The organism is Kitasatospora sp. NPDC028961 (assembly GCF_055564815.1).
The window spans coordinates 77,102-102,562 of the sequence record NZ_JBVHVO010000004.1 but is presented as its reverse complement, the minus strand read 5'-3'; the positions used below and the strand labels follow the sequence as shown (position 1 = coordinate 102,562).

6 protein-coding genes are annotated in these 25,461 nt (G+C 75.5%); all 6 read left to right on the top strand.

Going from position 1 to position 25,461, the window contains the following annotated elements; all coding sequences use genetic code 11:
* The first annotated feature begins 15 nt into the window (after nucleotides 1-15).
* Nucleotides 16-1,386: a lysine N(6)-hydroxylase/L-ornithine N(5)-oxygenase family protein gene (locus tag ACZ4UX_RS10780; RefSeq protein WP_465706364.1), complete on the top strand. Its 1,371-nt coding sequence runs from the start codon at nucleotides 16-18 to the stop codon at nucleotides 1,384-1,386.
* Between the two features lie 66 nt (nucleotides 1,387-1,452).
* A complete protein-coding gene (locus ACZ4UX_RS10775) occupies nucleotides 1,453-1,713 on the top strand; it encodes a phosphopantetheine-binding protein (protein WP_359810970.1) in 261 nt (86 codons plus the stop codon).
* Nucleotides 1,714-1,807: 94 nt separating this feature from the next.
* Nucleotides 1,808-2,797, top strand: a complete 990-nt coding sequence (locus ACZ4UX_RS10770; RefSeq protein WP_465706363.1) for an ABC transporter substrate-binding protein — start codon at nucleotides 1,808-1,810, stop codon at nucleotides 2,795-2,797.
* Between the two features lie 183 nt (nucleotides 2,798-2,980).
* Entirely contained in the window at nucleotides 2,981-15,439 is a 12,459-nt protein-coding gene (locus ACZ4UX_RS10765) for an amino acid adenylation domain-containing protein (protein ID WP_465706362.1), read from the top strand.
* On the top strand, nucleotides 15,436-25,176 hold the full coding sequence (locus ACZ4UX_RS10760; RefSeq protein ID WP_465706361.1) for a non-ribosomal peptide synthetase: 9,741 nt from the start codon (nucleotides 15,436-15,438) through the stop codon (nucleotides 25,174-25,176). The genes ACZ4UX_RS10765 and ACZ4UX_RS10760 overlap by 4 nt, the downstream gene beginning before the upstream one ends.
* A 37-nt stretch (nucleotides 25,177-25,213) precedes the next feature.
* Nucleotides 25,214-25,438, top strand: a complete 225-nt coding sequence (locus ACZ4UX_RS10755) for an MbtH family protein (RefSeq protein ID WP_329491520.1) — start codon at nucleotides 25,214-25,216, stop codon at nucleotides 25,436-25,438.
* Nucleotides 25,439-25,461: the final 23 nt, after the last annotated feature.

The window sequence follows — 25,461 nt, the reverse complement described above, 5'->3', positions numbered from 1 at the left end:
ACGGAAGGATCGATCATGTCGAGCGAGAACGGCGCAATCGACCGAGGCGAGGGCGCCGACGACCTGGTCGGCATAGGCTTCGGTCCCGCCAACCTGGCCCTGGCCATCGCCGTCGACGAGCACAACCGCCGGGACCCTCAGCAGGCACTCAAGGTCGGCTTCCTGGAGAAGCAGGCGACGTTCGGCTGGCACCGCGGGATGCTGCTGGAGGGGGCGACCATGCAGGTCTCCTTCCTCAAGGACCTCGTGACGATGCGGGACCCCCGCAGCCGCTTCACCTTCCTGACCTACCTCCAGGAGCGCGGCCGGCTCGCGGACTTCATCAACCAGAAGTCCTTCTACCCGACCCGCCTGGAGTTCCACGACTACTTCGAGTGGTGCGCCGCCGAGTTCGCCGGCCGGACGGCCTACGGCCGCGAGGTCACCGCGGTCCGCCCGGTGACCACTCCGGACGGCCGGGTCGAGGTCGTCGAGGTGGAGTCCCGGTCGGTCACCGACCCGGCCGACCGCGAGGTCCGGCTGGCCCGCAACATCGCGGTGGGCACCGGCCTGAAGCCGCGGATGCCCCAGGGCGTCACCGCCGGGGACCGCGTCATCCACACCCGCGACCTGCTGTTCCGCGCCCCCGACCTGATCGAGCGGCGCGCGGAGCTGCGCCACCGCCGCTTCACGGTGGTCGGCGCCGGCCAGTCGGCCGCCGAGGCCGTCGAGTTCCTGCACCGGACCTTCCCCGAGGCGGAGATCTGCGCCGTCCTCACCCGCTACGGCTACAGCCCGGCCGACGACAGCCCGTTCGCCAACCGGATCTTCGACCCGTCCGCGGTGGACGAGTTCTACGCCGCGCCGGACGAGGCCAAGCGGACCCTGCTCGACTACCACGCGAACACCAACTACTCGGTGGTCGACGGTGACCTGATCGAGCAGCTCTACCGGACGGTCTACCAGGAGAAGGTGGCCGGCCGGGAGCGGCTGCGGATCCTCAACGCCACCCGGCTCACCGGCGTCGGGCAGCTGGCCGACGGCGCCGTCGCCGAGATCCGCTCGCTGACCACCGGCGAGACCACGGCCCTGGAGTCGGACGCGGTGGTGCTCGCCACCGGCTACGAGCACGTCGACCCGCGGGACCTCCTCGGCGACCTCGGCGCGACCTGCCGCACCGACCAGCTCGGCCGCCTCCGGGTCGACCGCGACCACCGGGTGCTGACCGACGACCACGTCGAGGTGGGGATCTACCTCCAGGGCGGCACCGAGCACACCCACGGCATCACCTCGTCGCTGCTCTCCACCCTGGCGGTGCGCTCCGGCGAGATCTGCGACTCGCTGCTGCTGCGCCACACCGGCCGCCAGCTGCGGGCCGAGGACGGCCGCCTCGGCGTCACCGGCTGACGGTCCGCCGGCCTGCCGGGCCGCACCGGCGAACTCCCCCTCGACCTGGAAGCGAAGAACCACGCCATGACCGACACCAGCCCGTCCGGGTCCGCCCCCGTCCTGGACACCGAGAGCATCCGCGCCGACATCGCCGAACTCCTCGGCGAGGAGCCGGCGGCGGTCGGTGACGACGACGACCTCCGGGACCTCGGGCTCGACTCGATGCGCCTGATGCACCTGATCGAGAAGTGGCGCGCCCGGGGCGCCCGGGTGGACTTCGCCGACCTGGCCGACCTCGGCGCCCCGACCGTCCGGGTGTGGTCCGCCCACCTCTCGGCAGCCTGACCCCGCGGGCGGCCGCGGAACTCACCCCCCCCGGGCCCGCCCACCGCACGCCCAGCGCCCCCGCGCACGCCACGCAGTACCCCCAAGGAGAACGATGAACACCCGTGCCCTGCCGTCCCGTGGTCTGAGAATCGCCGCCGTCGCCGGTGTCGCCGCCCTCGGCCTCACCGCCTGCGGCTCGAACGGCGACAGCACGAGCGAGGCCGCCTCCGGTGCGTCCGGCGGCGCCAAGGCCGCCCAGGTGATCGAGGCGACCAACGGCAAGGTCACCGTCCCGGCCGGGGTCAAGCGGATCGTCTCCGTCTCCTACGCCACCGGCGCGCTGCTCGACCTCGGCGTCCAGCCGGTCGGCACCAGCACCATCGACGACAACAACCCGATGGAGCTGCTGCCCTCGCAGACCGAGGCCGCCAAGAAGATCGAGGCCATCGGCTCCGGCATCGAGATCAACGTCGAGAAGGTCGCCTCCCTCAAGCCCGACCTGATCGTGGTCGAGGGCGCCACCGCCTTCGACTGGGGCGTCAGCAAGCTCGAAGGCATCGCGCCGACCCTCTACTTCGGCATCGACAAGCCGGTCGACCTGTACACCGCCCAGGAGAAGATCGCCACGGCCGTGGGCAAGGAGGCCGAGTTCAAGAAGCTGAAGTCGGACTACGACACCAAGGCCGCCAAGATCAAGGCCGACTACGCCGGCAAGCTCAACACCGTCAAGTGGACCATCGCGTCCTCCTACGGCGGCGGCGAGTTCCTCGTCGACACCAGCAGCTCCTGGGTCGGCCGGGTGCTGAGCGACGTGGGCGCCACCTTCTCCCAGGCGTCCGGCGACACCAAGGAGCACGAGGTCACCTACTCGACCGAGAAGCTCGACGTGCTCGCCGACGCCGACATCATCCTGGTGCCCAGGATGGCCGCCACCGGCGAGGTCCCGCAGGACACCAAGGACCTCGACAAGCAGCCGTCCTGGAAGAACCTCAAGGCCGTCCAGGCGAACAAGGTCATCCCGGTCACCTACGCGACCAGCGACCGGTACGGCACCTCGATCGACGTGCTCGGCCAGATCGAGACCATCCTCAAGGGCCTCTAGGCCCCGGCCGGCCGGCCCGCCGGGCACGAACCCGGCGGGCCGCCCCGCGCCCCAGCACCGCGCACACCAGAGCGCACCAGCACACCAGGGCGCACCAGCGCACCACCACGCACCACAGCGCACCAGCGAGCGCCCCGGGCTTGCATCGTCGGCGGGGCCGCACCGAACCGGGAAGGGCCGACCATGCCTCAGGCGGGCACCAACACCACGCAGGTCGAGCCGGCCGCAGTCCTCCAGGAGCTGACGGCGGCACAGGCAGGGGTACTCGCCGCACAGCGGATCGACCCGGACAACCCGGCCTACAACGTCGGCCAGTACGTCGAGATCACCGGGCCGTTCGACCCCGCGCTGCTGGAGCGGGCGCTGCGCCGGACCCTCGCCGAGGCCGACGGCCTGCACGTCCGGCTCGCCGAGCACGAGGGCCGCACCGTCCAGCTGCCCACCGCCTTCGACGCCGAGGCCTGGCAGCTGCCCCGGCTCGACACCAGCGCCGCCGCCGACCCGGTGGCCGCCGCCACCGCGCTCGTCCGGGCCCAACTCGCCGTCCCGACCCCGCTGGAGGGCCCCGAGGCCGGCCCGCTGCACGGCGCCCTGCTGGTCCGGGTCGGCGAGCAGCGCCACCTCTGGTTCCAGTGGTTCCACCACCTGGTCGTCGACGGCTACAGCGTCGCGCTCCTCACCCGCCGGGTCGCCGAGGTGTACACCGCCCTCGCCGCCGGCACCGATGTGCCCGACAGCCCGCTGCGCCCGCTCGCCGTCCTGGTGGAGGCCGAGCGCGAGTACCTCGCCGGCCCCGCCGCCGCCGAGGGCCGGGATTACTGGAACACCCGCTTCGCGGACCGCCCCGCCGTCGTCGGCCTCACCGAGGCGACCGCCCAGGCCGCGCCCGCCGCCCGGTACCACCGCGTCGAGCTGACCGCCGAGGACTCGGCCGCCGTCCTCGCCTCGGCCCGGGCGGCCCGCGCGACCTGGGCCGAGGCGGCCGCCGCCGCCCTCGCCGGCTACCTGCACCTGATGACCGGGACGCCGGACGTCGTGCTCGGCATGCACTTCATGGCCCGCACCGCCCCCGGCACCCTGCGGGTGCCCGGCATGGCCGTCAACATCCTGCCCGTACGGATCGCCGTTGCCGGGACGGACAGCCACACCGGGCTGATGCGCCGCGCCGCCGCCGAGCTCACCGCGACCCGCCGCCACCAGCGCCACCGGGGCGAGGAGATCCGCCGCGACCTCGGCCTGGTCGGCACCGACCACCGGCTCCACGGGCCGCTGCTCAACATCAAGCCCTTCGACCTCGCGCTGGACTTCGCGGGCAGCCCCGGACAGACCGTCACCCTGGCCTCCGGCCCGGTCGACGACCTCTCGCTGTCCGTCACCAAGACCCCGGACGACCGGCTGGTGCTGGAGTTCGGGGCCAACCCGGAGCTCTACACCCAGGCCGCGCTGGAACTGCACGCCGACCGCTGCGCCGGCCTGCTCGCCCGGCTCGCCGCCGACCCGGAGCGGCCGATCGGCGACCAGCCGCTGCTCGCCGACGCCGAGCGGGCCGCCGTGCTGCACGACTGGAACGCCACCGCCCGGGAGGTCCGCGAGGGCACCCTGGTCAGCCGGATCGCCGAGCGCGCCGCCGCCACGCCGCAGGCCCCCGCCGTCGTCTTCGAGGGCGAGACGCTCAGCTACGCCACGCTCGCCGAGCGCTCCGACGCGCTGGCCCGCTCGCTGGCCGCCGCCGGCGCCGGCCCGGAGACCGTGGTCGCCGTGGCCGTGCCGCGCTCCGCCGACCTGATGGTCGCCCTGCTCGCCGTCCTCAGGACCGGCGCCGCCTACCTGCCGCTGGACGCCGACTACCCGGCCGACCGGCTCGCCCACATGATCGAGGACGCCCGCCCGGTCCGCGTCGTCACCGTCCCCGAGGTGCTCGACCGACTGCCGGAGAGCGCCCGCGCCGCCGCCTTCCTGATCGGCCCCGGCCACACCCCCGCCGGCGCCACCACGACCGCCCTGCCCGCCGTCGACCCCGACTCCGCGGCGTACGTCATCTACACCTCCGGCTCCACCGGCCGCCCCAAGGGCGTCGTGGTCCCGCACCGCGCCATCGTCAACCGGCTGGCCTGGATGCAGCACGCCTACCGCCTCACCCCCGAGGACCGCGTCCTGCAGAAGACCCCCGCCAGCTTCGACGTCTCGGTCTGGGAGTTCTTCTGGGCGCTCTGCGAGGGCGCCGCCGTCGTCCTGGCCCGCCCCGAGGGCCACAAGGACCCGGCCTACCTCGCCGCCCTGATCGCCGACACGGGCGTCACCACCCTGCACTTCGTGCCGTCCATGCTCCGCGCCTTCCTGGAGGAGCCGACCGCCGCCGCCGGCTGCGGCGGCCTGCGGCGCGCCTTCTGCTCCGGCGAGGCCCTGCCCGGCGACGTCGTCGAGCGCTGGTACGCCGCGCTGCCCGACGTCCCGCTGCACAACCTCTACGGGCCCACCGAGGCGGCCGTCGACGTCACCCACCACCCCACCGAGCCCGGCGCCGGCGTCGTCCCGATCGGACGCCCCGTCTGGAACACCCGCCTGTACGTGCTGGACGCCGGGCTGCGGCCGGTCCCGGTCGGCGTGCCCGGTGAGCTGTACCTGGCCGGCGTCCAGCTGGCCCGCGGCTACCTGGGCCGCCCCGGCCTGACGGCCGAGCGGTTCGTCGCCTCCCCGTTCGCCGACGGCGAGCGGCTCTACCGCACCGGCGACCTCGTCCGCTGGGCCCCCGACGGCACCGTCGAGTACCTCGGCCGCACCGACGACCAGGTCAAGGTCCGCGGCTTCCGGATCGAACTCGGCGAGATCGAGGCCGCCCTGGAGGCGCTGCCCGGGGTCGCCCAGGCCGCCGTCACCGCCCGCGAGCTCACCCCCGGCGGCGCCCGCCAACTGGTCGGCTACGTCGCCCCGGCCCCCGCCGACCCGGACGACCTGCTGGCCGCCCTGGCCGCCACCCTGCCCGAGCACATGGTCCCGGCCGTCCTGGTCGGCCTCGACGCGCTCCCGCTGAGCCTCAACGGCAAGCTCGACCGCAAGGCGCTGCCGGCCCCCCGGCAGGCCGGGGACGGCGCCGCCCGCGCCCCGCGCACCGAGACCGAGCGGATCCTCACCGACCTCGTCGCCGAGGTCCTCGGCCTGGACACGGTCGGCGTCGACGACAACTTCTTCTCCCTCGGCGGCGACAGCATCTCCGCCATCCAGCTCGGCAGCCGGGCCCGCCGGGCCGGCCTCGCCCTCACCCCCCGGGTGGTCTTCGAACGGCGCACCGTCGCCCGGATCGCGGCCGTCGCCGAGCAGACCGCCCCGGCGGTCCGCCGGGCCGGCGTCGAGGGCACCGGCCCGCTGCCCGCCACCGCGATCAGCTCCTGGCTGCGCGAGCGCGGCGGCCCGGTCACCCGGTTCAGCCAGCACACCGTGGTCACCGTCCCGGCCGGCCTCGACCGCGCCCGGCTCACCGCCGCCCTGGACACCCTGACCGACCACCACGACGCCCTGCGGCTGCGCCTGGACATCGCCGTCGACGGCACCTGGACCCAGCAGATCCGGCCCGCCGGCAGCGCCCCCGCCGCCGAGCGGCTGCGCCACCTCACCGTCGCCCCGGCCGAGCTGTCCGCCGCCGCCGCGATCGAGCGCGAGGCCGCCGTCGACCGGCTCGACCCCGAACAGGGCGTCGTGCTGCAGGCCGTCCACCTGGACGCCGGGCCGGACACCGACGGCCTGCTCGTCCTCGCCGCCCACCACCTGGCCGTGGACGGCGTCTCCTGGCGCATCCTGCTCCCCGACCTGCGCGCCGCCTACGAGGGCCGCCCGCTCGACCCGGTCGCCACCTCGCCGCGCGGCTGGGCCCTCGGCCTCGCCGAGGCGGCCACCGGCGACCGGATCCGCGCCGAACTGCCCGGCTGGCAGGCCGTGCTGGCCGACGGCGCCGGCCCGCTGCTCGGCGACCGCCCGCTCGACCCGGCCCGCGACACCGCCGCCACCACCCGTCGGCTGCGCCTCACGCTGCCCGCCGCCCGCACCGCCCCGCTGCTCACCGCGGTGCCCGCCACCCACCGGGCCGGCGTGGACCACACCCTGCTCGCCGGTCTCGCGCTCGCCCTGCTCGGCCGCCGCCGTGACCGGCACGGCGCCGGCGCCCGCGCCGACCTGCTGCTGCGGCTGGAGGGCCACGGCCGCGAGGACCAGCTCGTCCCCGGCGCCGACACCACCCGCACCGTGGGCTGGCTGACCACCGAGTTCCCGGCCCGCCTCGACCTGGCCGGCCTGGACCTCGACGAGGCGCTGACCGGTGGCGCCGCCGCCGGCCGCGCCCTGGCCCTGGTCAAGGAGCAGCTGCGGGCCCTGCCCAACGCCGGCGCCGGCTACGGCCTGCTCCGCCACCTGGACCCGGTCTCCGGCCCCGCCCTGGCCGACGCCGACCAGCCGCAGCTGCTCTTCAACTACCTCGGCCGCTTCACCGCGGACGGCGCGCACTGGACCGTCGCCCGCGAGGCCGGCGACGCCGTCGCGGCCGGCGCCGACCCCGCGCTGCCCACCGCCCACGCCCTGGAGGTCGGCGCCTTCGTCCACGACGGCCCCGACGGCGCCGAACTCGCCGTCACCCTCTCCTGGCCGCACGGCGTCCTGACCGAGGAGGCCGTCCGCGACATCGCCGAGCGCTGGTTCGCCGCGCTGGACGCCCTCGCCGCGTACGCCGCCCGGCCGGACGCCGGCGGGCTCACCCCCAGCGACGTCCCGCTGGCCGCCGTCAGCCAGCCGCTGCTGGACCGGATAGCGGCCGAACACCCCGGCACCGTCGACGTCCTGCCGCTCTCCCCGCTCCAGGAGGGCCTGCTCTTCCACGCCCTCTACCAGCGCGAGGAGGGCACCGACGACCTCTACACCTCGCTCACCTCGCTGGACCTGCGCGGCCCGCTGGAGCGGCCGGCCCTGCGCCGTGCCGTGGACGCCGTGGTCAACCGGCACTCCGCGCTGCGCTCCGGCTTCACCGCGATCGGCGAGCACCCGCTCCAACTGGTGGCGGACACCGTCACGGTGCCCTGGACCGAGCACGACCTCACCGCCCTGCCCGCCGACCGGCGCGACGCCGCGGTCGCCGGGATCGAGGACGAGGAGGCCTCCCGCCGGTTCGACCTCGCCCGGCCTCCGCTGGTGCGCTGCGCGCTCGTCACCCTCGGCGCGGACCACCACCGCCTGGTGCTGACCCGCCACCACATCGTGATGGACGGCTGGTCCACCCCGGTCCTGCTGCGCGAGCTGGTCACCGCCTACGGCGACGGCGGCGCGAGCGCCGCGCTGCCCGCCACCACCCCGTACGCCGACCACCTCGGCTGGCTGGCCGCCCGGGACGCCGGCGCCGACACGCTCGCCTGGCGCGAGGCGCTGGCGGGCCTGGAGGCGCCGACCATGCTCGCCGACACCCTGGGCCGCCCGGCCGGCGGCCCGGCCGCCGCCGGCGCCGAGATCCACCTGCCGCTGTCCGCCGAGCTCGCGGCGGCGCTCACCGGCACCGCCCGGGCGCACGGACTCACCCTCAACACCCTGGTCCAGGGCGCCTGGGCGATCCTGCTCGGCCGTCTCACCGGCCGCGCGGACGTGGTCTTCGGCGCCACCGTCTCCGGCCGTCCCGGTGATCTGCCCGGCGTGGAGTCCATGGTCGGCCTGTTCAGCAACACCGTGCCGGTCCGCTTCCGCCCCGAGGAGGACGAGCCCGCCGTCGAGGCGCTCACCCGGCTGCAGGCCCAGCAGTCCGCGCTGCTCGACCACCAGTACCTCGGCCTGGCCGACATCCAGGCGCTCGCCGGGCACGGCACCCTCTTCGACACCCTGCTGGTCTTCGAGAACTACCCGGTCGACCCCGACCGGCTGACCGCCCGCGGCCTGCGGGTCGCCGGCATCGGCAACCGGGGCGCCACCCACTACCCGCTGACCGTGCTCACCCTCCCCGGCGAGGCGCCGCGGCTCACCGTCGAGTACCGCGCCGACGTGTTCACCGCCGAGCAGGCCGCCGCCGTCGGCGCCCGCCTGCTGCGGGTGCTGGAGACCGTCGCCACCCGGCCCGGGACGCCCGTCGGCGAGCTGGAGATCCTGGACGGGCGGGAGCGCGACACGCTGCTGCGCGGCTGGAACGCCACCGGCCGCGAGGTCCCCGCCGGGACGGTCGTCGACGCCTTCGAGGCCCGCGCCGCCGCCACCCCCGACGACACCGCCGTGGTCTTCGGCGACCGGCGCCTCAGCTACGCCGAGCTGGCCGGGCGGGTCGAGCTGACCGCCCGCCACCTCGCCGCGCTCGGCGCCCGCCCCGGCCGGGTGGTCGCGCTGGCGCTGCCCCGCTCGGCCGAGCTGGTGGCCGCCCTGCTCGGGGTGCTGAAGTCGGGCGCCGCGTACCTGCCGGTCGACCTCGACCACCCGGACGAGCGGATCGCGCTGATGCTCGCCGACGCCGAACCGCTGGTCACCCTGACCACCGACGAGGTCGCCCGCACCCGCCCGGTCCTCGCCGGGCACGGCCTGGGCACCCTGACCACCGACCGGCTCGGCGCGCTGGACGCCGACCCCGTCCGCCCCGACCCCGACGACCTCGCCTACGTCATCCACACCTCCGGCTCCACCGGCCGCCCCAAGGGCGTCCAGGTGCCGCACCGCGGCCTGGCCAACATGCTGGAGCACCACGGCGGGACGGTCTTCGCCCGGGCCGAGCAGGCCGCCGGCGGCCGCCGGCTGCGGGCCGCGCACACCGCGTCGTTCTCCTTCGACTCCTCCTGGGAGCAGCTGCTCTGGCTGATCCGCGGCCACGAGCTGCACGTCTACGGCGAGGACCTGCGCCGCGACCCGCAGGCCCTGGTCGCCCGGCTGCTCGCCGACCGGATCGACACCCTGGACGTCACCCCGTCGTTCGGCCGGCAGCTGGTCGAATGGGGCCTGCTCGACTCGGCGGAGCACCGCCCGCTGCTCTTCCTGGTCGGCGGCGAGGCCGTCGGCGACGCCCTGTGGAGCCGGATCCGCGACACCGAGGGCGTGCTCGGCCACAACTTCTACGGCCCGACCGAGTACACCGTCGACACCCTGGGCGCGGCCCTGGACGAGAGCCCCACCCCGTGCGTCGGCCGACCGATCGGCAACACCCGGGTCTACGTGCTGGACGCCCGGCTGCGGCCCGTCCCGGCCGGGGTCCCCGGCGAGCTGTACATCGCCGGCGAGGGCCTGGCCCGCGGCTACGGCAACCGCCCCGGCCTGACCGCCGGCCGCTTCGTCGCCTGCCCGTTCGGCGACGGCGAGAGGATGTACCGCACCGGCGACGTGGTCCGCTGGCGCGGCGACGGCACGCTGGACTACCTGGGCCGCGACGACGACCAGGTGAAGATCCGCGGCTTCCGGATCGAGCCCGGCGAGGTCGAGGCCGCGCTGGCCGCCCTGCCCGGCGTGGCCCAGGCCGCCGTGCTGGCCCGCGCCACCGCCACCGGCGCCAAGCGGCTGATCGGCTACGTCGTGCCCGCCCCCGGCGGCGAGGCCGACCCGGCCGCCCTGCGCCGGACGCTGGCCGGGTCGCTGCCCGAGTACATGGTCCCGGCCGCGATCGTGCCGCTGCCGGCGCTGCCGCTGAACGTCAACGGCAAGCTGGACCGGCACGCCCTCCCCGAGCCGGAGGCGAGCGCCTTCGCGGCGCCCGCCGGCCGCGCCCCGCGCGACGAGCGCGAGGCCGTGGTCTGCGGCGTCTTCGCCGAGGTGCTCGGCCTGCCGCAGGCCGGGGTCGAGGACGACTTCTTCGACCTCGGCGGCCACTCGCTGCTCGCCACCCGCGTGGTCGGCCGGCTCCGCGCCGCGCTGCGGGTCGAGGTCGCCGTGCGGGACCTCTTCGAGAGCCGCACCGCCGCGGCCCTGGCCGCCCGGCTGGCCACCGCCGCCACCGGCCGCCCCGCCCCGGCCGCGCGGCCCCGCCCCGAGCCGCTGCCGCTCTCCGCCGCGCAGGCCCGGCTCTGGTTCCTGTACCGGCTGGAGGGCCCCAGCACCGCGTACACCATCCCGTGCGCGCTGCGGATCGACGGCGCCGTCGACACCGACGCGCTGCGCGCCGCCTTCGCGGACGTCCTGGCCCGGCACGAGGCGCTGCGGACGGTCTTCCCCGACCGGGACGGCCGGCCCCACCAGCGGATCCTGACCCCCGAGCAGGCCGGCGTGCCCTTCACCGTCGAGGAGGTCGCGGCGGGCCGGCTCGACCGGGCGGTCGCCGCCGCCGGCGCCTACGCCTTCGAGCTCGCCGAGGAGATCCCGGTCCGCGCCACCCTGCTCCGCGCCGGGCCGCAGCGGTCGGTGCTGAGCGTCGCGCTGCACCACATCGCGGGCGACGAGTGGTCCGAGGGGGTACTGCTGCGCGACCTCGACCACGCCTACGCCGCCCGCCTGGCCGGCACGGCGCCGGTCTTCGAACCGCTGCCGCTCCAGTACGCGGACCACGCGCTCTGGCAGGCCGACCTGCTCGCCGACCAGGACGGCAGCGCCGCCACCCAGGCCCGCTACTGGACGCGGCGGCTGGCCGACCTGCCGGCCGAACTCGCCCTGCCGACCGACCGGCCGAGGCCCGCCGAGGCCACCGGCCGGGGCGGCGCGGTACGGCTGCGGCTGCCCGACGCCCTCCACCGGGCGCTGCGCGGCTACGCCCAGCGCAGCGGCGCGACCCCGTTCATGGTCACCCAGGCGGCCGCCGCGCTGCTGCTCGGCGGGCTCGCCGGCACCACCGACGTGGCGCTCGGCACCCCGGTCGCCGGGCGCGCCGACGAGGTGCTGGAGCCGGTCGTCGGCTTCTTCGTCAACACCCTGGTGCTGCGTCACGACCTCTCCGGCGAGCCGACCTTCGACGACCTGGTGGCCCGCGCCCGGGAGACCGTGCTGGGCGCGCTCGCCCACCAGGACCTGCCGTTCGACCGGCTGGTCGAGATCGTCAACCCGGAGCGCTCGCTCGGCCGCCACCCGCTGTTCCAGGTGATGGTCCAGCACCGCAAGGAGGCCGGCGGCCTGGACCGCCTGCTGGGCGCCCGCACCACGCTGCTGCCCGACCCGGTGCACGCGGCCCGCTTCGACCTGGCCTTCACCTTCGTGGAGTCCGCCGACGGCGACCACACCGACCTGACCGTCATCTACGCCGACGACCTCTTCCACCGCTCCACCGGCCGGCTCTTCGGCGCCCGCCTGCTGCGGGTGCTGGAGCAGGCGCTGGCCGCGCCGGACCGCCCGGCCGCCCGGGTCGAGTTGACCGGCGCCCAGGAGCGGCGCGGCCTCGCGGGGGAGTGGAACGCCACCGACCGCGAGGTGGCGCCGGGCACCCTGGTGACCCGGATCGCCGAGCGGGTCGCCGCCACGCCCAACGCGGTCGCGGTGGCCTTCGAGGGCGCGGAGCTGACCTACCGCGGCCTGGACGAGCGGGCCGGCCGGCTGGCCCGCGTGCTCGCCGCGCACGGCGCCGGACCGGACCGGATCGTCGCGGTCGCCGTGCCGCGCTCGGTCGAGCTGATGGTCGCCCTGCTCGCGGTGCTCAAGTCCGGCGCCGCCTACCTGCCGCTGGACACCGAGTACCCGGCGGACCGGCTGGCCGCGATGGTCGAGGACGCCGCCCCGGTCTGCGTGCTCACCCTGCCCGGCACGGCCGGCGCGCTGCCGGTCCTCCCCGGCGTGCCGGTGCTCGGCGTCGACGCCGACGGGCCGCAGGCCGAGCCGGTCGCCCCGGAGCCGGAGCACCCCGCCTACGTGATCTTCACCTCCGGCTCGACCGGCCGCCCCAAGGGCGTCGTCGTCCCGCACCGGGCGATCGTCAACCGGCTCGACTGGATGCGCGAGGTCTACAGCATCACCCCGCAGGACCGGATCCTGCAGAAGACCCCGGCCGGCTTCGACGTCTCGGTCTGGGAGTTCTTCCTGCCACTGGTCAGCGGCGCCCGGGTGGTCCTGGCCAGGCCCGGCGGCCACCGGGAGCCGGAGTACCTGGCCGCGCTCGCCGCCGGCGCGGGCATCTCCACCGCGCACTTCGTGCCCTCGATGCTCACCGCCTTCACCGCGGTGGCCGAGGCCGACCGCACCGTCCGGGACCGCTTCGCCGGGGTGCGCCGGGTGTTCTGCTCCGGCGAGGCGCTGCCGCCCGCAGCGGTCGAGCGCTTCGCGGCCCTCTGGCCGCAGATCGAGCTGCACAACCTCTACGGGCCCACCGAGGCCGCCGTGGACGTCACCTACCACCGCGCCTGGGCCGGCTCCGGCGTCGTCCCGATCGGACGCCCCGTCTGGAACACCCGCCTGTACGTGCTGGACGCCCGGCTGCGGCCGGTCCCGGTCGGCGTGCCCGGCGAGCTGTACCTGGGCGGTGTCCAGCTGGCCCGCGGCTACCTGGGCCGCCCCGGCCTGAGCGCCGGCCGGTTCGTCGCCGACCCGTTCGCCCAGGGCGAGCGCATGTACCGCACCGGAGACCTGGTCCGGCGGCTGGTCGACGGCGAGGTCGAGTACCTCGGCCGCACCGACGACCAGGTGAAGATCCGCGGCTTCCGGATCGAACTCGGCGAGGTGGAGGCCGCGCTGGCCGCCGCACCGGGCGTGGCCCAGGCGGCCGTCGCCGCCCGCGCCGTCACCGAGGGCGGCGCCCGCCAGCTGTTCGGCTACGTCGTCCCGCAGCCGGGCGCCTCGGTCGGCGGCGACGCCGTCCGCGTGGCGGTGGCCGCGGTGCTGCCCGAGCACATGGTCCCGGCCGCCGTCACCGTGCTGGACGCGCTGCCGCTGAGCGTCAACGGCAAGCTCGACCGCAAGGCGCTGCCCGACCCGGCCCGCCGCCCGGCCGCCGCCCCCGCGGCGGCCGGGCAGACCCCGGGCCGCTCGCTGGCCAGGGTCTTCGCCGAGGTGCTGGGCCTGCCCGAGGTCGGCGAGGAGGAGAACTTCTTCGCCCTCGGCGGCGACAGCATCGTCTCCATCCAGCTGGTCAGCCGGGCCCGCGCGGCCGGCTTCCCGATCGCCGCCAAGGACGTCTTCCAGTACCCGACCCCGGCCGCGCTCGCCGCCGCCAAGGGCTTGGGCACGCCCGCCGCGCCCGCCCCCGCCGGCCCGTCGGCCGTCGCGCCGCCCGCCGACGGCGAGCTGCCCGCCCTGCCGGTGGTGCACTGGCTGCGCGAACGCGGCGGCCCGATCGACCGGTTCAACCAGTCCGTCCTGCTGACCGTCCCGGCCGGGCTGCGGGAGCAGCCCCTGCGGGACGCGCTGGCGGCCCTCGCCACCCGCCACCCGGCGCTGCGGCTGCGGCTGGACCGCACCGACGGCCTCTGGACCCAGGAGGTCCTGGCCGCCGACGCGGCCCCCGCCCTGACCGACCCGCGCACCCTGCGCCGGGTCGACGCCCGGGGCGCGCGGGAGGCGGGACCCGCCGGGTGGACCGCCCTGCTGACCCGCGAGGCGGACGCGGCCGCGGCGGCGCTCGACCCCGGCACCGGCCGGGTCCTTGGCGCCGTCTGGTTCGACGCCGGCCCGGACACCGACGGCCGGCTGCTGCTGACCGTCCACCACCTCGCCGTGGACGGCGTCTCCTGGCGCACCCTGCTGCCCGGCCTGCGCACCGCCTACGAGGCACTGGCGGCCGGCGGCCGCCCGGCCCTCGAACCCGAGGCGCACAGCCTGCGGGCCTGGGCCGAGCAGCTGCTCGCGCACGCCCACGAGCGTGGCCGGATCGCCGAGGCCCAGCAGTGGCGGGAGGCGCTCGACGGTCCGGCCGGGCCGCTCGGCGGCCTCACCGCCGACCCGGCCCGGGACACCGTCGCCACCCTGCGCACGCTGCGCCGCACCCTGCCCGCCGACCGCACCGAGCCGCTGCTGACCGTCCTGCCGCAGTCCTTCGGCGCCGGCGTGGACGACGTGCTGCTGGCCGGCCTCGCCCTCGGCGTCGCCGCCGCCCGCCCGGGCGCCGCACCGGCCGTCCGGGTCGACCTGGAGGGCCACGGCCGGGGCGGCAGCGAGGCGGCCGGACTCACCCCGGACCTCGCCCGCACCGTCGGCTGGTTCACCACCGTGCACCCCGTCCGGCTCGACCTGACCGGGCTGGACCCGGCCGAGGCGATGACCGGCGGCGCGCTCACCGGCCAGGCGCTCAAGCAGGTCAAGGAGCAGCTGCGGGCCGCCCCCGACCGGGGCCTGGGCTTCGGCCTGCTGCGCCACCTCAACGCGCAGACCGCGCCGCTGCTGGCCGCGGTGCCCCGCTCCGAGGTGCTGTTCAACTACCGCGGCCGGACGGACACCGGCGCCGGACCGCAGGGCGGCTGGGCGTTCGCCCCGCAGGACGAGCGCACCGCCGTCGCCGCCGCGGCCGGCCCCGACCGGCTGATGCCGGCCGGCTACCCGCTGGAGATCGACGCGGTCGTGGCCACCGGCCCCGACGGCCGCCCGGAGCTGACGGTCGAGTGGAGCTGGCCGGGCGCGCTGTTCGGCGAGGACGAGGTGGCGGCGCTGGCCGACTCCTGGTTCGCCGCGCTCGACGCGCTCGCCCGGCACGCCGCCGGCGGCGACGCGGGCGGGGTGACGCCCTCCGACCTCGACCTCGTCCGGCTCAAGCAGACCCAGATCGACCGGCTGGAGTCGCGGCTGCGCAGGCGCCGCCGATGAGCCGCGAACCGGGCGGCGCCGCCGCCCCCGACCCCACCGACCGCCACCCCACCCCCAGGACCGAGAACCCCGTGACGAACGACTCCACCGCACCGATCGACGACTCGCAGGCCCAGGCCCCGGCCGCGTCGGCCCTGGAGGACGTCTACCCGCTCTCCTCCCTGCAGGAGGGGCTGCTCTTCCACGCGCTCTACGACGAGGAGGCGCGCGACGTCTACGTCGTGCAGTCGCACCTCGACCTGGCCGGCCCGGTCGACGCCGCCCGGCTGGCCGCCGCCGTCGACGCGCTGCTGGCGCGGCACGCCAACCTGCGCGCCGGGTTCTGGTACGAGGACCCGGAGGCGGTCGTCCAGTTCGTCCAGCGCGAGGTGGAGACCCCGCTGCGGGTGGTCGACCTGACCGCCCCGGCCGGGGCGGAGCAGGACGCCGCGGTACTGGCCGCGATGGACGAGGACTGGCACCACCGGTTCGAGCTGGACGCCCCGCCGCTGCTGCGGCTGGCCCTCCTCCGGCTGGGGCCGGACCGCTCCCGGCTCGTCATCACCTGCCACCACCTGCTGCTCGACGGCTGGTCGATGCCGATCCTGGTGCGCGAGCTGCTGGCGCTCTACGGGTCGGCCGGCGACCTCGCCGCGCTGCCCGCCGTCCGCCCCTACAAGGACCACCTGGCGCTGCTCGCCACCCGCGACACCGCCGCCGCCGAGGCAGCCTGGGGCGCCGCGCTGGCCGGCTTCGCCCAGACCCACCCGGTCGCGCCGGGCGCCGGCGTCGCCACCGCCGTCGAACCGGCCGTGGTCACCCTGCACGCCGAGCGCGAGCTCTCCGCCGCCGTCGCGGAGGCCGCCCGCGGCCGGGGCCTGACCCTCGGCAACCTCGCCCACACCCTCTGGGGCGTCCTGCTCGGCTCGCTCACCGGCACCGCCGACGTGGTCTTCGGCACCACCGTCTCCGGCCGCCCCGACGACCTGCCCGGCGCCGACACCATGGTCGGCCTCTTCATCAACACCGTGCCGGTGCGCGTGCGGCTCGCCCCCGGCGCCACCCTGGCCGGCGCCGCCGCCGCCGTCCAGCGGGAGCAGGCCGAGCTGATCGCCCACCAGCACCTCGGCCTCGGCGCCATCCAGCGGCTCGCCGACGTCGAGGGCGCGCTGTTCGACACCCTGCTCGTGGTCGAGAACTACCAGGGCGGCGGCGACGCGCTCCGCACGAGCCTGGGCACCGTCGAGGGCCTGGCCGTTACCGCGCTCGGCGCCCGCGACGCCACCCACTACCCGCTGGGCCTGACCGTGCTGCCCGGCGAGCGGCTGCGCCTGGAGCTGGAGTACCGGCCCGAGCTGTTCACCGAGGCCGAGGCCGGCCGGATCGCCGACCGCTTCCTGCGCCTGCTCGCCGCGTTCGCCGCCGACCCGGACACCCCGCTCGCCCGGCTGGACCTGCTCGACGCCGCCGAGCGCGCCGCGCTGCCCGCCACCGTCTCCGGCGGCGAGCACCGCGTCCCGGACGCCACCGCCGCCGACCTGTTCGCCGACCGGGCCGCCCGCACCCCGGACGCCCGGGCCCTGGTCGGCCCCGGCCTGACCGGCGGCCCGGCCCCCGTCCAGCTCTCCTTCGCCGAACTGGACGCCGGCGCCGACCGGCTGGCCCGGCTGCTGCGCGCCCACGGCCTGGGCGCCGACGACATCGCCGCCCTCGCGCTGCCGCGCTCCGCCGAGTCGGTCACCGCGCTGCTCGCCGTCCTGCGGGCCGGCGCCGCCTACCTGCCGATCGACCTCGACCACCCGGACGAGCGGCTCGCCCTGCTCCTGGCGGACGCGCGCCCCGCCGTCGTCCTGACCACCGCCCAGGTCGCCGCCCGGCTGCCCGAGGTGCCCGGCGCCGCCGTCCTGCTGCTGGACGACCCGCGGACCGCCGCCGACCTCGCCGCGCTGCCCGCCGGTCCGCTCACCGACGCCGAGCGCGGCGGTCCCGTCCACCCCGACGCCGCCGCGTACGTCATCCACACCTCCGGCTCCACCGGCCGGCCCAAGGGCGTGGTGATCCCGCACCGCGGCCTCGGCAACCTGATCCACGACCACCTGACCACCACCTTCGCCGACGCGCTGCGCGCCACCGGCCGGGCGCGGCTGCGCGCCCTGCACACCGCGTCGTTCTCCTTCGACTCCTCGTGGGAGCAGCTGATCTGGCTGATCGGCGGCCACGAGCTGCACGTCCTCGGCGAGGACGACCGCCGGGACGCCGAAGCGGTGGTCGGCTACACCCGCGCCCACCGCGTCGACGCCCTCGACGTCACCCCCTCGTACGCCCAGCAGCTGCTCGACAGCGGCCTGCTGGCCGCCGAGCACCGCCCGGCGGTGCTGCTGCTCGGCGGCGAGGCGCTGCCCGAGCCGCTCTGGACCAGGCTGCGCGGCGAGGCGGGCGTCACCGCCGTCAACTACTACGGCCCGACCGAGTTCACCGTCGACGCCCTGGTCGCCGACCTCGCGGACAGCGCCACCCCGGTCATCGGCCGCCCGCTGCGCGGGACCCGCGCCCACGTGCTGGACGGCCTGCTGCGGCCGGTCCCGGCCGGCGTGCCCGGTGAGCTGTACCTGGCCGGCCCGCAGCTGGCCCGCGGCTACCTGGACCGGCCCGGCCTGACCGCCGGCCGGTTCGTCGCCGACCCGTTCGCCCCGGGTGAGCGCATGTACCGCACCGGAGACCTGGTCCGCCGCCGGGCCGACGGCGAGGTCGAGTACCTCGGCCGCACCGACGACCAGGTGAAGATCCGCGGCTACCGGATCGAACTCGGCGAGGTCGAGGCCGCGCTGGCCGGGCAGCCGGGCGTGGCCCAGGCCGCCGTGCTGGTCCGGCCCGGCGCCGTCCGGCGCATCGTCGCCTACGTCGTCCCCGCCAAGGGCGCCCTGCTCGACACCGAGGAACTCCACCGGGCGCTCGCCGCCCGGCTGCCGGAGTACATGGTGCCGTCCGCCTTCGCCGTGCTGGACGCGCTGCCGCTGACCGTCAACGGCAAGCTCGACCGGGCCGCACTGCCCGACGAGGCGCTTGCCTACACCGGCCTGGCGGCCGGCCGGGACGCCGGCTCCGAGACCGAGCAGCTGCTCTGCGACCTGTACGCGGAGGTCCTCGGCCTGCCGCGGGCCGGCGTCGAGGACGACTTCTTCCGCCTCGGCGGCGACAGCATCTCCTCGATCCGGCTGATCGGCGCCGCCCGCGCCGAGGGGCTCTCGCTCAGCCCGCGCGACGTGTTCGAGCGCCGCACCCCGGCCGCCCTCGCCGAGCTGGCCGACCGCCGCGAGGCGGCCGGCGCCGCCCCGGAGCTGCCCGAGCTGCCCCCGGCGACCGAGGCCGAACTGGCCCTCGTCCGCGCCGCCGTGCCCGAGCTGGAGATCGAGGACGTCTGGCCGGTCTCCCCGCTCCAGGAGGGCCTGCTCTTCGAGGCCGGGTACGACGAGCAGGCGCTGGACGTCTACACCTCGCGCGACGTGCTCTCGCTGACCGCCCGGATCCCGCTGGAGGTGCTGCGCGCCGCCGTGGCCGCCGTGCTGGACGGCCATCCCAACCTGCGGGCCGGCTTCCTCCAGGACGGCCTGGAGCGCCCGGTGCAGTTCCTGCCGCGCGCCGTCGACGTCCCGCTCACCGAGGTCGACCTGTCGGCGCTCGGCACGGACGACTTCGAGGCCGAACTGCGCCTCCTCAAGGAGCGCGAGGCGTTCACCCGTTTCGACCTCGCCGCGCCGCCGCTGCTGCGGCTGGTCTCGGTGCTCGCCCCCGACGGCGGCCAGCGCGTCCTGATCACCAACCACGCGCTGCTGTGGGACGGCTGGTCCTCCGGGCTCTTCCTCCAGGAGGTGCTGACCCGCTGCGCCGGCGAGCGCCCGCCGGCCGCCGGTCTGCCCTACCGGGACTTCCTGCGCTGGCTGGCCGGCCAGGACCAGGAGGCCGGCCGGGCCGCCTGGCGCTCCGCGCTGGAGGGCCTGGCCGAGCCGACGCTGCTCGCCCCGCAGGCCCGCGAGCGGGCCGCGCTGCTGCCGGAGGAGGTCGTCGTCGAGGCCCCCGCCGGGCTCGGCGAGCGGCTGGCCGCCTTCGGCCGGGAGCACGGCCTGACCCTCAACACCGTGCTCTCCGGCGCCTGGGGCCTGCTGCTGGCCGGTCTGACGGCCCGCGAGGACGTGGTGTTCGGCGCCACCGTCTCCGGCCGCCCGGCCGAGCTGCCCGGCATCGACGCCACCATCGGCATGTTCCTCAACACGGTGCCGGTCCGGGCCCGGCTGGACGGCGAGGAGGGCGTCGCCGCCTTCCTCACCCGCCTCCAGGACGAGCAGAGCGCCCTGCTGGCACACCACCAGACCGGGCTGGGCGAGATCCAGCGCGGCACCGGCTTCGGCCGGCTGTTCGACACCCTCCAGGTGCTCCGCAACACCCCGGCCGACGAGGGCCTGCGGGACCGCCTGCGCGAGCACCTCGGCCTGCGCCAGGTGACGGACGTCGACGCGACGCACTTCCCGCTGATCTTCATCACCAACCCCGGCGAGCACCTCACCTTCGAGTGGAAGTACCGCCCGGACGTCTTCGAGCGGGCCGTCGTCGAGGAGCACGCCGAGCGGCTGCTGGCCCTCCTGGAGCAGATCCTGGAGCGCCCCGACCGCCCGGTCCGCACCCTGGATGTGTTGACGGTGCGTGAGCGCGGCCTGATGTTGGGGGAGTGGGTGGCGACGGGTCGTGGGTTGCCGGGGGCGACGGTGGCGGATCTGTTGGCGGAGCGTGCGGTGGCGGTGCCGGGTGAGACGGCGCTGGTGTTCGGTGGGGTGTCGTGGTCGTATGCGGAGTTGGATGCCCGGGTGAACCGGTTGGCGCGGTTGTTCGTGGCGCGGGGGGCGGGGCCGGAGAGGGTGGTGGCGCTGGGGTTGCCGCGTTCGTTGGAGATGGTGGCGGCGTTGTTCGCGGTGTTGCGCACGGGTGCGGCGTATCTGCCGTTGGAGCTGGACTATCCGGTGGAGCGGTTGGCGTTCATGGTGGAGGACACCGCTCCGGTCTGTCTGGTGACGGACTCGACGGCTGCGGCGCGGATGCCGTCGTTCGAGGGTGTGCTGCTGTTGGACTCGCCGGAGGTGGTGGCCGAGTTGGCGGCGTTGCCGCAGGGTCCGTTGGGTGTGGTGGTGGATCAGGACAGTCCGGCGTATGTGATCTTCACCTCGGGGTCGACGGGTCGGCCGAAGGGTGTGGTGACGCCGTACCGGGGTCTGACGAACATGCAGTTGAACCACCGTGAGGCGATCTTCGATCCGGTGGTCGAGTCCGCGGGTGGTCGCCGGTTGCGGATCGCGCACACGGTCTCGTTCTCCTTCGACATGTCCTGGGAGGAACTGCTCTGGCTGGTCGAGGGTCACGAGGTGCACGTCCTGGACGAGGCCCTGCGCCGCGACGCCCAGGGTCTGGCCGATTACCTGGACGTCCACGGGATCGATGTCATCAACGTGACGCCCTCGTACGCCCAGGCCCTGGTGGAGGCCGGTCTGCTGGACGAGGACCGGCACCGTCCGGTGCTGGTGCTGCTGGGTGGTGAGGCGGTGGCGGAGACGCTCTGGACCAGGTTGCGCGAGACGCCGGGCGTCATGGGTTACAACTTGTACGGGCCGACCGAGTACACCATCAACACCCTCGGTGGCGGGACGCTGGACTCGGCGACCGCGACGGTGGGCCGGCCGATCTGGAACACCCGGGCGTACGTTCTGGACGCCTGTCTGCGGCCGGTTCCGGTGGGTGTGGCGGGGGAGCTGTACGTCTCGGGTGTGGGTCTGGCGCGGGGTTACCTCAATCGGGCGGGGCTGACGGCGGAGCGTTTCGTCGCGGACCCGTTCGGCGAGCCCGGGGGCCGGATGTACCGCACCGGTGACGTGGTGCGCTGGCGTCAGGACGGTCTGCTGGACTTCCTCGGCCGTGTCGACGACCAGGTGAAGATCCGCGGCTACCGGGTCGAGCCCGGCGAGATCGAGGACGCCATCGCCCTGGACCCGGCCGTGGCCCAGGCCGCCGTGGTGGTCCGCGAGGACACCCCCGGCGTCAAGCGCCTGGTCGCCTACCTCGTCCCCGCCGCGACGGCCGTGGACCTCGCCGCCGTTCGCAACGAACTCGCCGCCCGGCTCCCCGAGTACATGGTGCCGTCGGCGTTCGTGGTGCTCGACGAGCTGCCGCTGACCGTCAACGGCAAGCTCGACCGCCAGGCCCTCCCCGCGCCCGCCGGCACCGGGACCGGCCCCGGCCGCGCCCCGCGCGACGCCCGGGAGGAGATCCTCTGCGGCGCCTTCGCCGAGGTGCTCGGCCTCGCCGAGGTCGGCCCCGAGGACCACTTCTTCGACCTCGGCGGCCACTCCCTGCTGGCCACCTGGCTGATCGGCCGGGTCCGCGCGCTGCCCGGCGGCGCCGGGCTCACCGTCCGCGACCTCTTCGAGGCACCCACCCCGGCCGGCCTCGCCCACCGGGCCGGCGCCGGCGACGACCCGCGCCCCGCCCTGGGCCGCCGCGAGCGCCCGGCCGACCTGCCGCTCTCGCACGCCCAGCGCCGGATGTGGTTCCTGCAGAACCTCGACGACTCGGGCGCCACCTACAACGTGCCCCTGGTGGTACGGGTCACCGGACCGCTGGACCGGGCCGCCCTCGGCGCCGCCGTCCGCTCGGTGACGCAGCGGCACGAGAGCCTGCGCACCGTCTTCACCGAGCGCGACGGCGACGTCCACCAGCGGATCCTGGAGGCCCCGGCGGCCGAGGCGGCCGTGCACCTGGTCCGCTCCTCCGAGTCGACGCTGGACGCCGACCTCCGGAGCGCCGTCCGGTACGGCTTCGACCTCTCCGCCGAACTGCCGCTGCGCGTCAGCCTGCTGGAGCTCGGGCCGGAGGACCACGTGGTGGTGGTGCTCTTCCACCACATCGCGGGCGACGAGTGGTCGATGCTCCCCTTCATCGAGGACCTCACCGGCGCCTACGCGGCGCACACCGACGGCCGCACCCCCGACTGGGCGCCGCTGCCGGTCCAGTACGCCGACTACACGCTCTGGCAGCAGGAACTGCTCGGCTCGCCCGAGGACGAGCGGAGCCTGCACGCCCGTCAGGCCGGGTACTGGAAGCAGGCACTCGCCGGGCTGCCGGAGGAGCTGCCGCTGCCGACCGACCACCCGCGCCGTCCGGTGGCCGGCTACCGCGGCGACACCGTGCGCGGCCAGGTCCCCCCGGCCGTCTACCGCGGTCTGCGCGAGGCCGCCCGGGCGACCGGCACCACCACCTTCATGGTGCTCCAGGCGGCCGTGGCCACCCTGCTGCACCGCCTGGGCGCCGGCACGGACATCCCCCTCGGGGCGCCCGTCGCCGGGCGTTCCGACAGCGCGCTGGACGGGCTGGTCGGCTTCTTCGTCAACACGCTGGTCCTGCGCAACGACCTGTCCGGCGACCCGACCTTCGCCGAGTTGCTGACCCGCACCCGGGACACCGACCTGGCGGCCTTCGCCCACCAGGACCTGCCGTTCGACCGGCTGGTCGAGGCGGTCAACCCGCCGCGCGTGCCCGGCCGGCACCCGCTGTTCCAGGTGATGCTCGGCTACCAGCACAACGACGGCCAGGCCGGACGCCTGCTCGGCCTGGAGAGCCGGATCCTGCCCTTCGAGCTGGGCGCCGCGAAGTTCGAACTCGACTTCAACTTCGAGGAGACCTCCGCCACGGAGGAGATCGACATCGCCTTCGAGTACGCGGCCGACCTCTACGACCGCACCACCGCCGAGGCCCTGGTCGAGCGACTGCTGGCCCTGCTGGAGCAGGTCGCGGCCGACCCGGGCCGCCGGATCGGCGCCCTGGACGTGTTGACGGTGCGTGAGCGCGGTCTGGTGTTGGGGGAGTGGGTGGCGACGGGTCGTGGGTTGCCGGGGGCGACGGTGGCGGATCTGTTGGCGGAGCGTGCGGTGGCGGTGCCGGGTGAGACGGCGCTGGTGTTCGGTGGGGTGTCGTGGTCGTATGCGGAGTTGGATGCCCGGGTGAACCGGTTGGCGCGGTTGTTCGTGGCGCGGGGGGCGGGGCCGGAGAGGGTGGTGGCGCTGGGGTTGCCGCGTTCGCTGGAGATGGTGGCGGCGTTGTTCGCGGTGTTGCGGACGGGTGCGGCGTATCTGCCGTTGGAGCTGGACTATCCGGTGGAGCGGTTGGCGTTCATGGTGGAGGACACCGCTCCGGTCTGCCTGGTGACGGATTCCACGGCTGTCGCGCGGATGCCGTCGTTCGGGGGTGTGCTGCTGCTGGACTCGCCGGAGGTGGTGGCCGAGTTGGCGGCGTTGCCGGTGGGTCCGTTGGGTGTGGTGGTGGATCAGGACAGTCCGGCGTATGTGATCTTCACCTCGGGTTCGACGGGTCGGCCGAAGGGTGTGGTGACGCCGTACCGGGGTCTGACGAACATGCAGTTGAACCACCGTGAGGCGATCTTCGATCCGGTGGTCGAGTCCGCGGGTGGTCGCCGGTTGCGGATCGCGCACACGGTCTCGTTCTCCTTCGACATGTCCTGGGAGGAACTGCTCTGGCTGGTCGAGGGCCACGAGGTGCACGTCCTGGACGAGGCCCTGCGCCGCGACGCCGAGGCGCTCTCCGCGTACTGCGCCGAGTACGCCATCGACGTCATCAACGTGACGCCGTCCTACGCCCAGGCGCTCGTCGACCGGGGCCTGCTGGAGGAGGACCGGCACCGTCCGGTGCTGGTGCTGCTGGGTGGTGAGGCGGTGGCGGAGACGCTCTGGACCAGGCTGCGCGAGACGCCGGGCGTCATGGGCTACAACTTGTACGGGCCGACCGAGTACACCATCAACACCCTCGGTGGCGGGACGCTGGACTCGGCGACCGCGACGGTGGGCCGGCCGATCTGGAACACCCGGGCGTACGTTCTGGACGCCTGTCTGCGGCCGGTTCCGGTGGGTGTGGCGGGGGAGCTGTATGTGTCGGGTGTGGGTCTGGCGCGGGGTTACCTCAATCGGGCGGGGCTGACGGCGGAGCGTTTCGTCGCGGACCCGTTCGGCGAGCCGGGGGCCCGGATGTACCGCACCGGTGACGTGGTGCGCTGGCGTCAGGACGGGCTGCTGGACTTCCTCGGCCGTGCCGACGACCAGGTGAAGATCCGCGGCTACCGGGTCGAGCCCGGCGAGATCGAGGACGCCATCGCCCTGGACCCGGCCGTGGCCCAGGCCGCCGTGGTGGTCCGCGAGGACACCCCCGGCGTCAAGCGCCTGGTCGCCTACCTGGTGCCGGGTGAGGGTACCCTTATCGAGGCCGCCGCGGTCCGGCGTATGCTGGCCGCCCGGCTGCCCGAGTACATGGTGCCGTCGGCGTTCGTGGTGCTCGACGAGCTGCCGCTGACCGTCAACGGCAAGCTCGACCGCAAGGCCCTCCCCGCGCCCAGCGCCATCGACTTCACCGCGTCGGGACCACTGCGCGGACCGAGGTACCCGAGCGAGCAGGCCGTGCACGCGGCGTTCACCGACGTGCTGGGCCTGCCCGCACTCGGGATCGACGAGAACTTCTTCGACCTCGGCGGCCACTCGCTGCTCGCGATGTCGCTGCTCCAGCGGATCCGGGCGGAGTTCGCCGGTGACTTCGGCCTCGCCGACCTGCTGGCCCGGCCGACCGTGGCGGCGCTCGCCGAGTTCCTCGTCGACCGTCTCGTCACGGCCTCGCTCGGCGAGGAGCCTGAGAGCACGCCGGCCTGTTCCGGCTGACCGCCCGTCCACCGACCACTACCCCCAAGGAGACGACATGAGCGCCACCAACCCGTTCGAGGACGACGACGCCCGTTACTTCGTGCTCGTCAACGCGGAGAACCAGCACTCCCTCTGGCCCGCCTTCGCCGAGATCCCGGCCGGCTGGACGGTCGTGCACGGCGAGGACAGCCGTGAGGCGTGCACCGCCTACGTGGACGCCAACTGGACGGACATGCGCCCGGCCGGCCTGGTCGCCCGTACGGCCGCCGCCGGCGTCTGACCCACCACAGGGGGGACGGCCCG

What these genes read in the sequence shown, in the direction of transcription:
- ACZ4UX_RS10780 (WP_465706364.1), top strand. Translation starts at nt 16, where the DNA reads ATGTCGAGCGAGAACGGCGCAATCGACCGAGGCGAGGGCGCCGACGAC.
- ACZ4UX_RS10775 (WP_359810970.1), top strand. Translation starts at nt 1,453, where the DNA reads ATGACCGACACCAGCCCGTCCGGGTCCGCCCCCGTCCTGGACACCGAG.
- ACZ4UX_RS10770 (WP_465706363.1), top strand. Translation starts at nt 1,808, where the DNA reads ATGAACACCCGTGCCCTGCCGTCCCGTGGTCTGAGAATCGCCGCCGTC.
- ACZ4UX_RS10765 (WP_465706362.1), top strand. Translation starts at nt 2,981, where the DNA reads ATGCCTCAGGCGGGCACCAACACCACGCAGGTCGAGCCGGCCGCAGTC.
- ACZ4UX_RS10760 (WP_465706361.1), top strand. Translation starts at nt 15,436, where the DNA reads ATGAGCCGCGAACCGGGCGGCGCCGCCGCCCCCGACCCCACCGACCGC.
- ACZ4UX_RS10755 (WP_329491520.1), top strand. Translation starts at nt 25,214, where the DNA reads ATGAGCGCCACCAACCCGTTCGAGGACGACGACGCCCGTTACTTCGTG.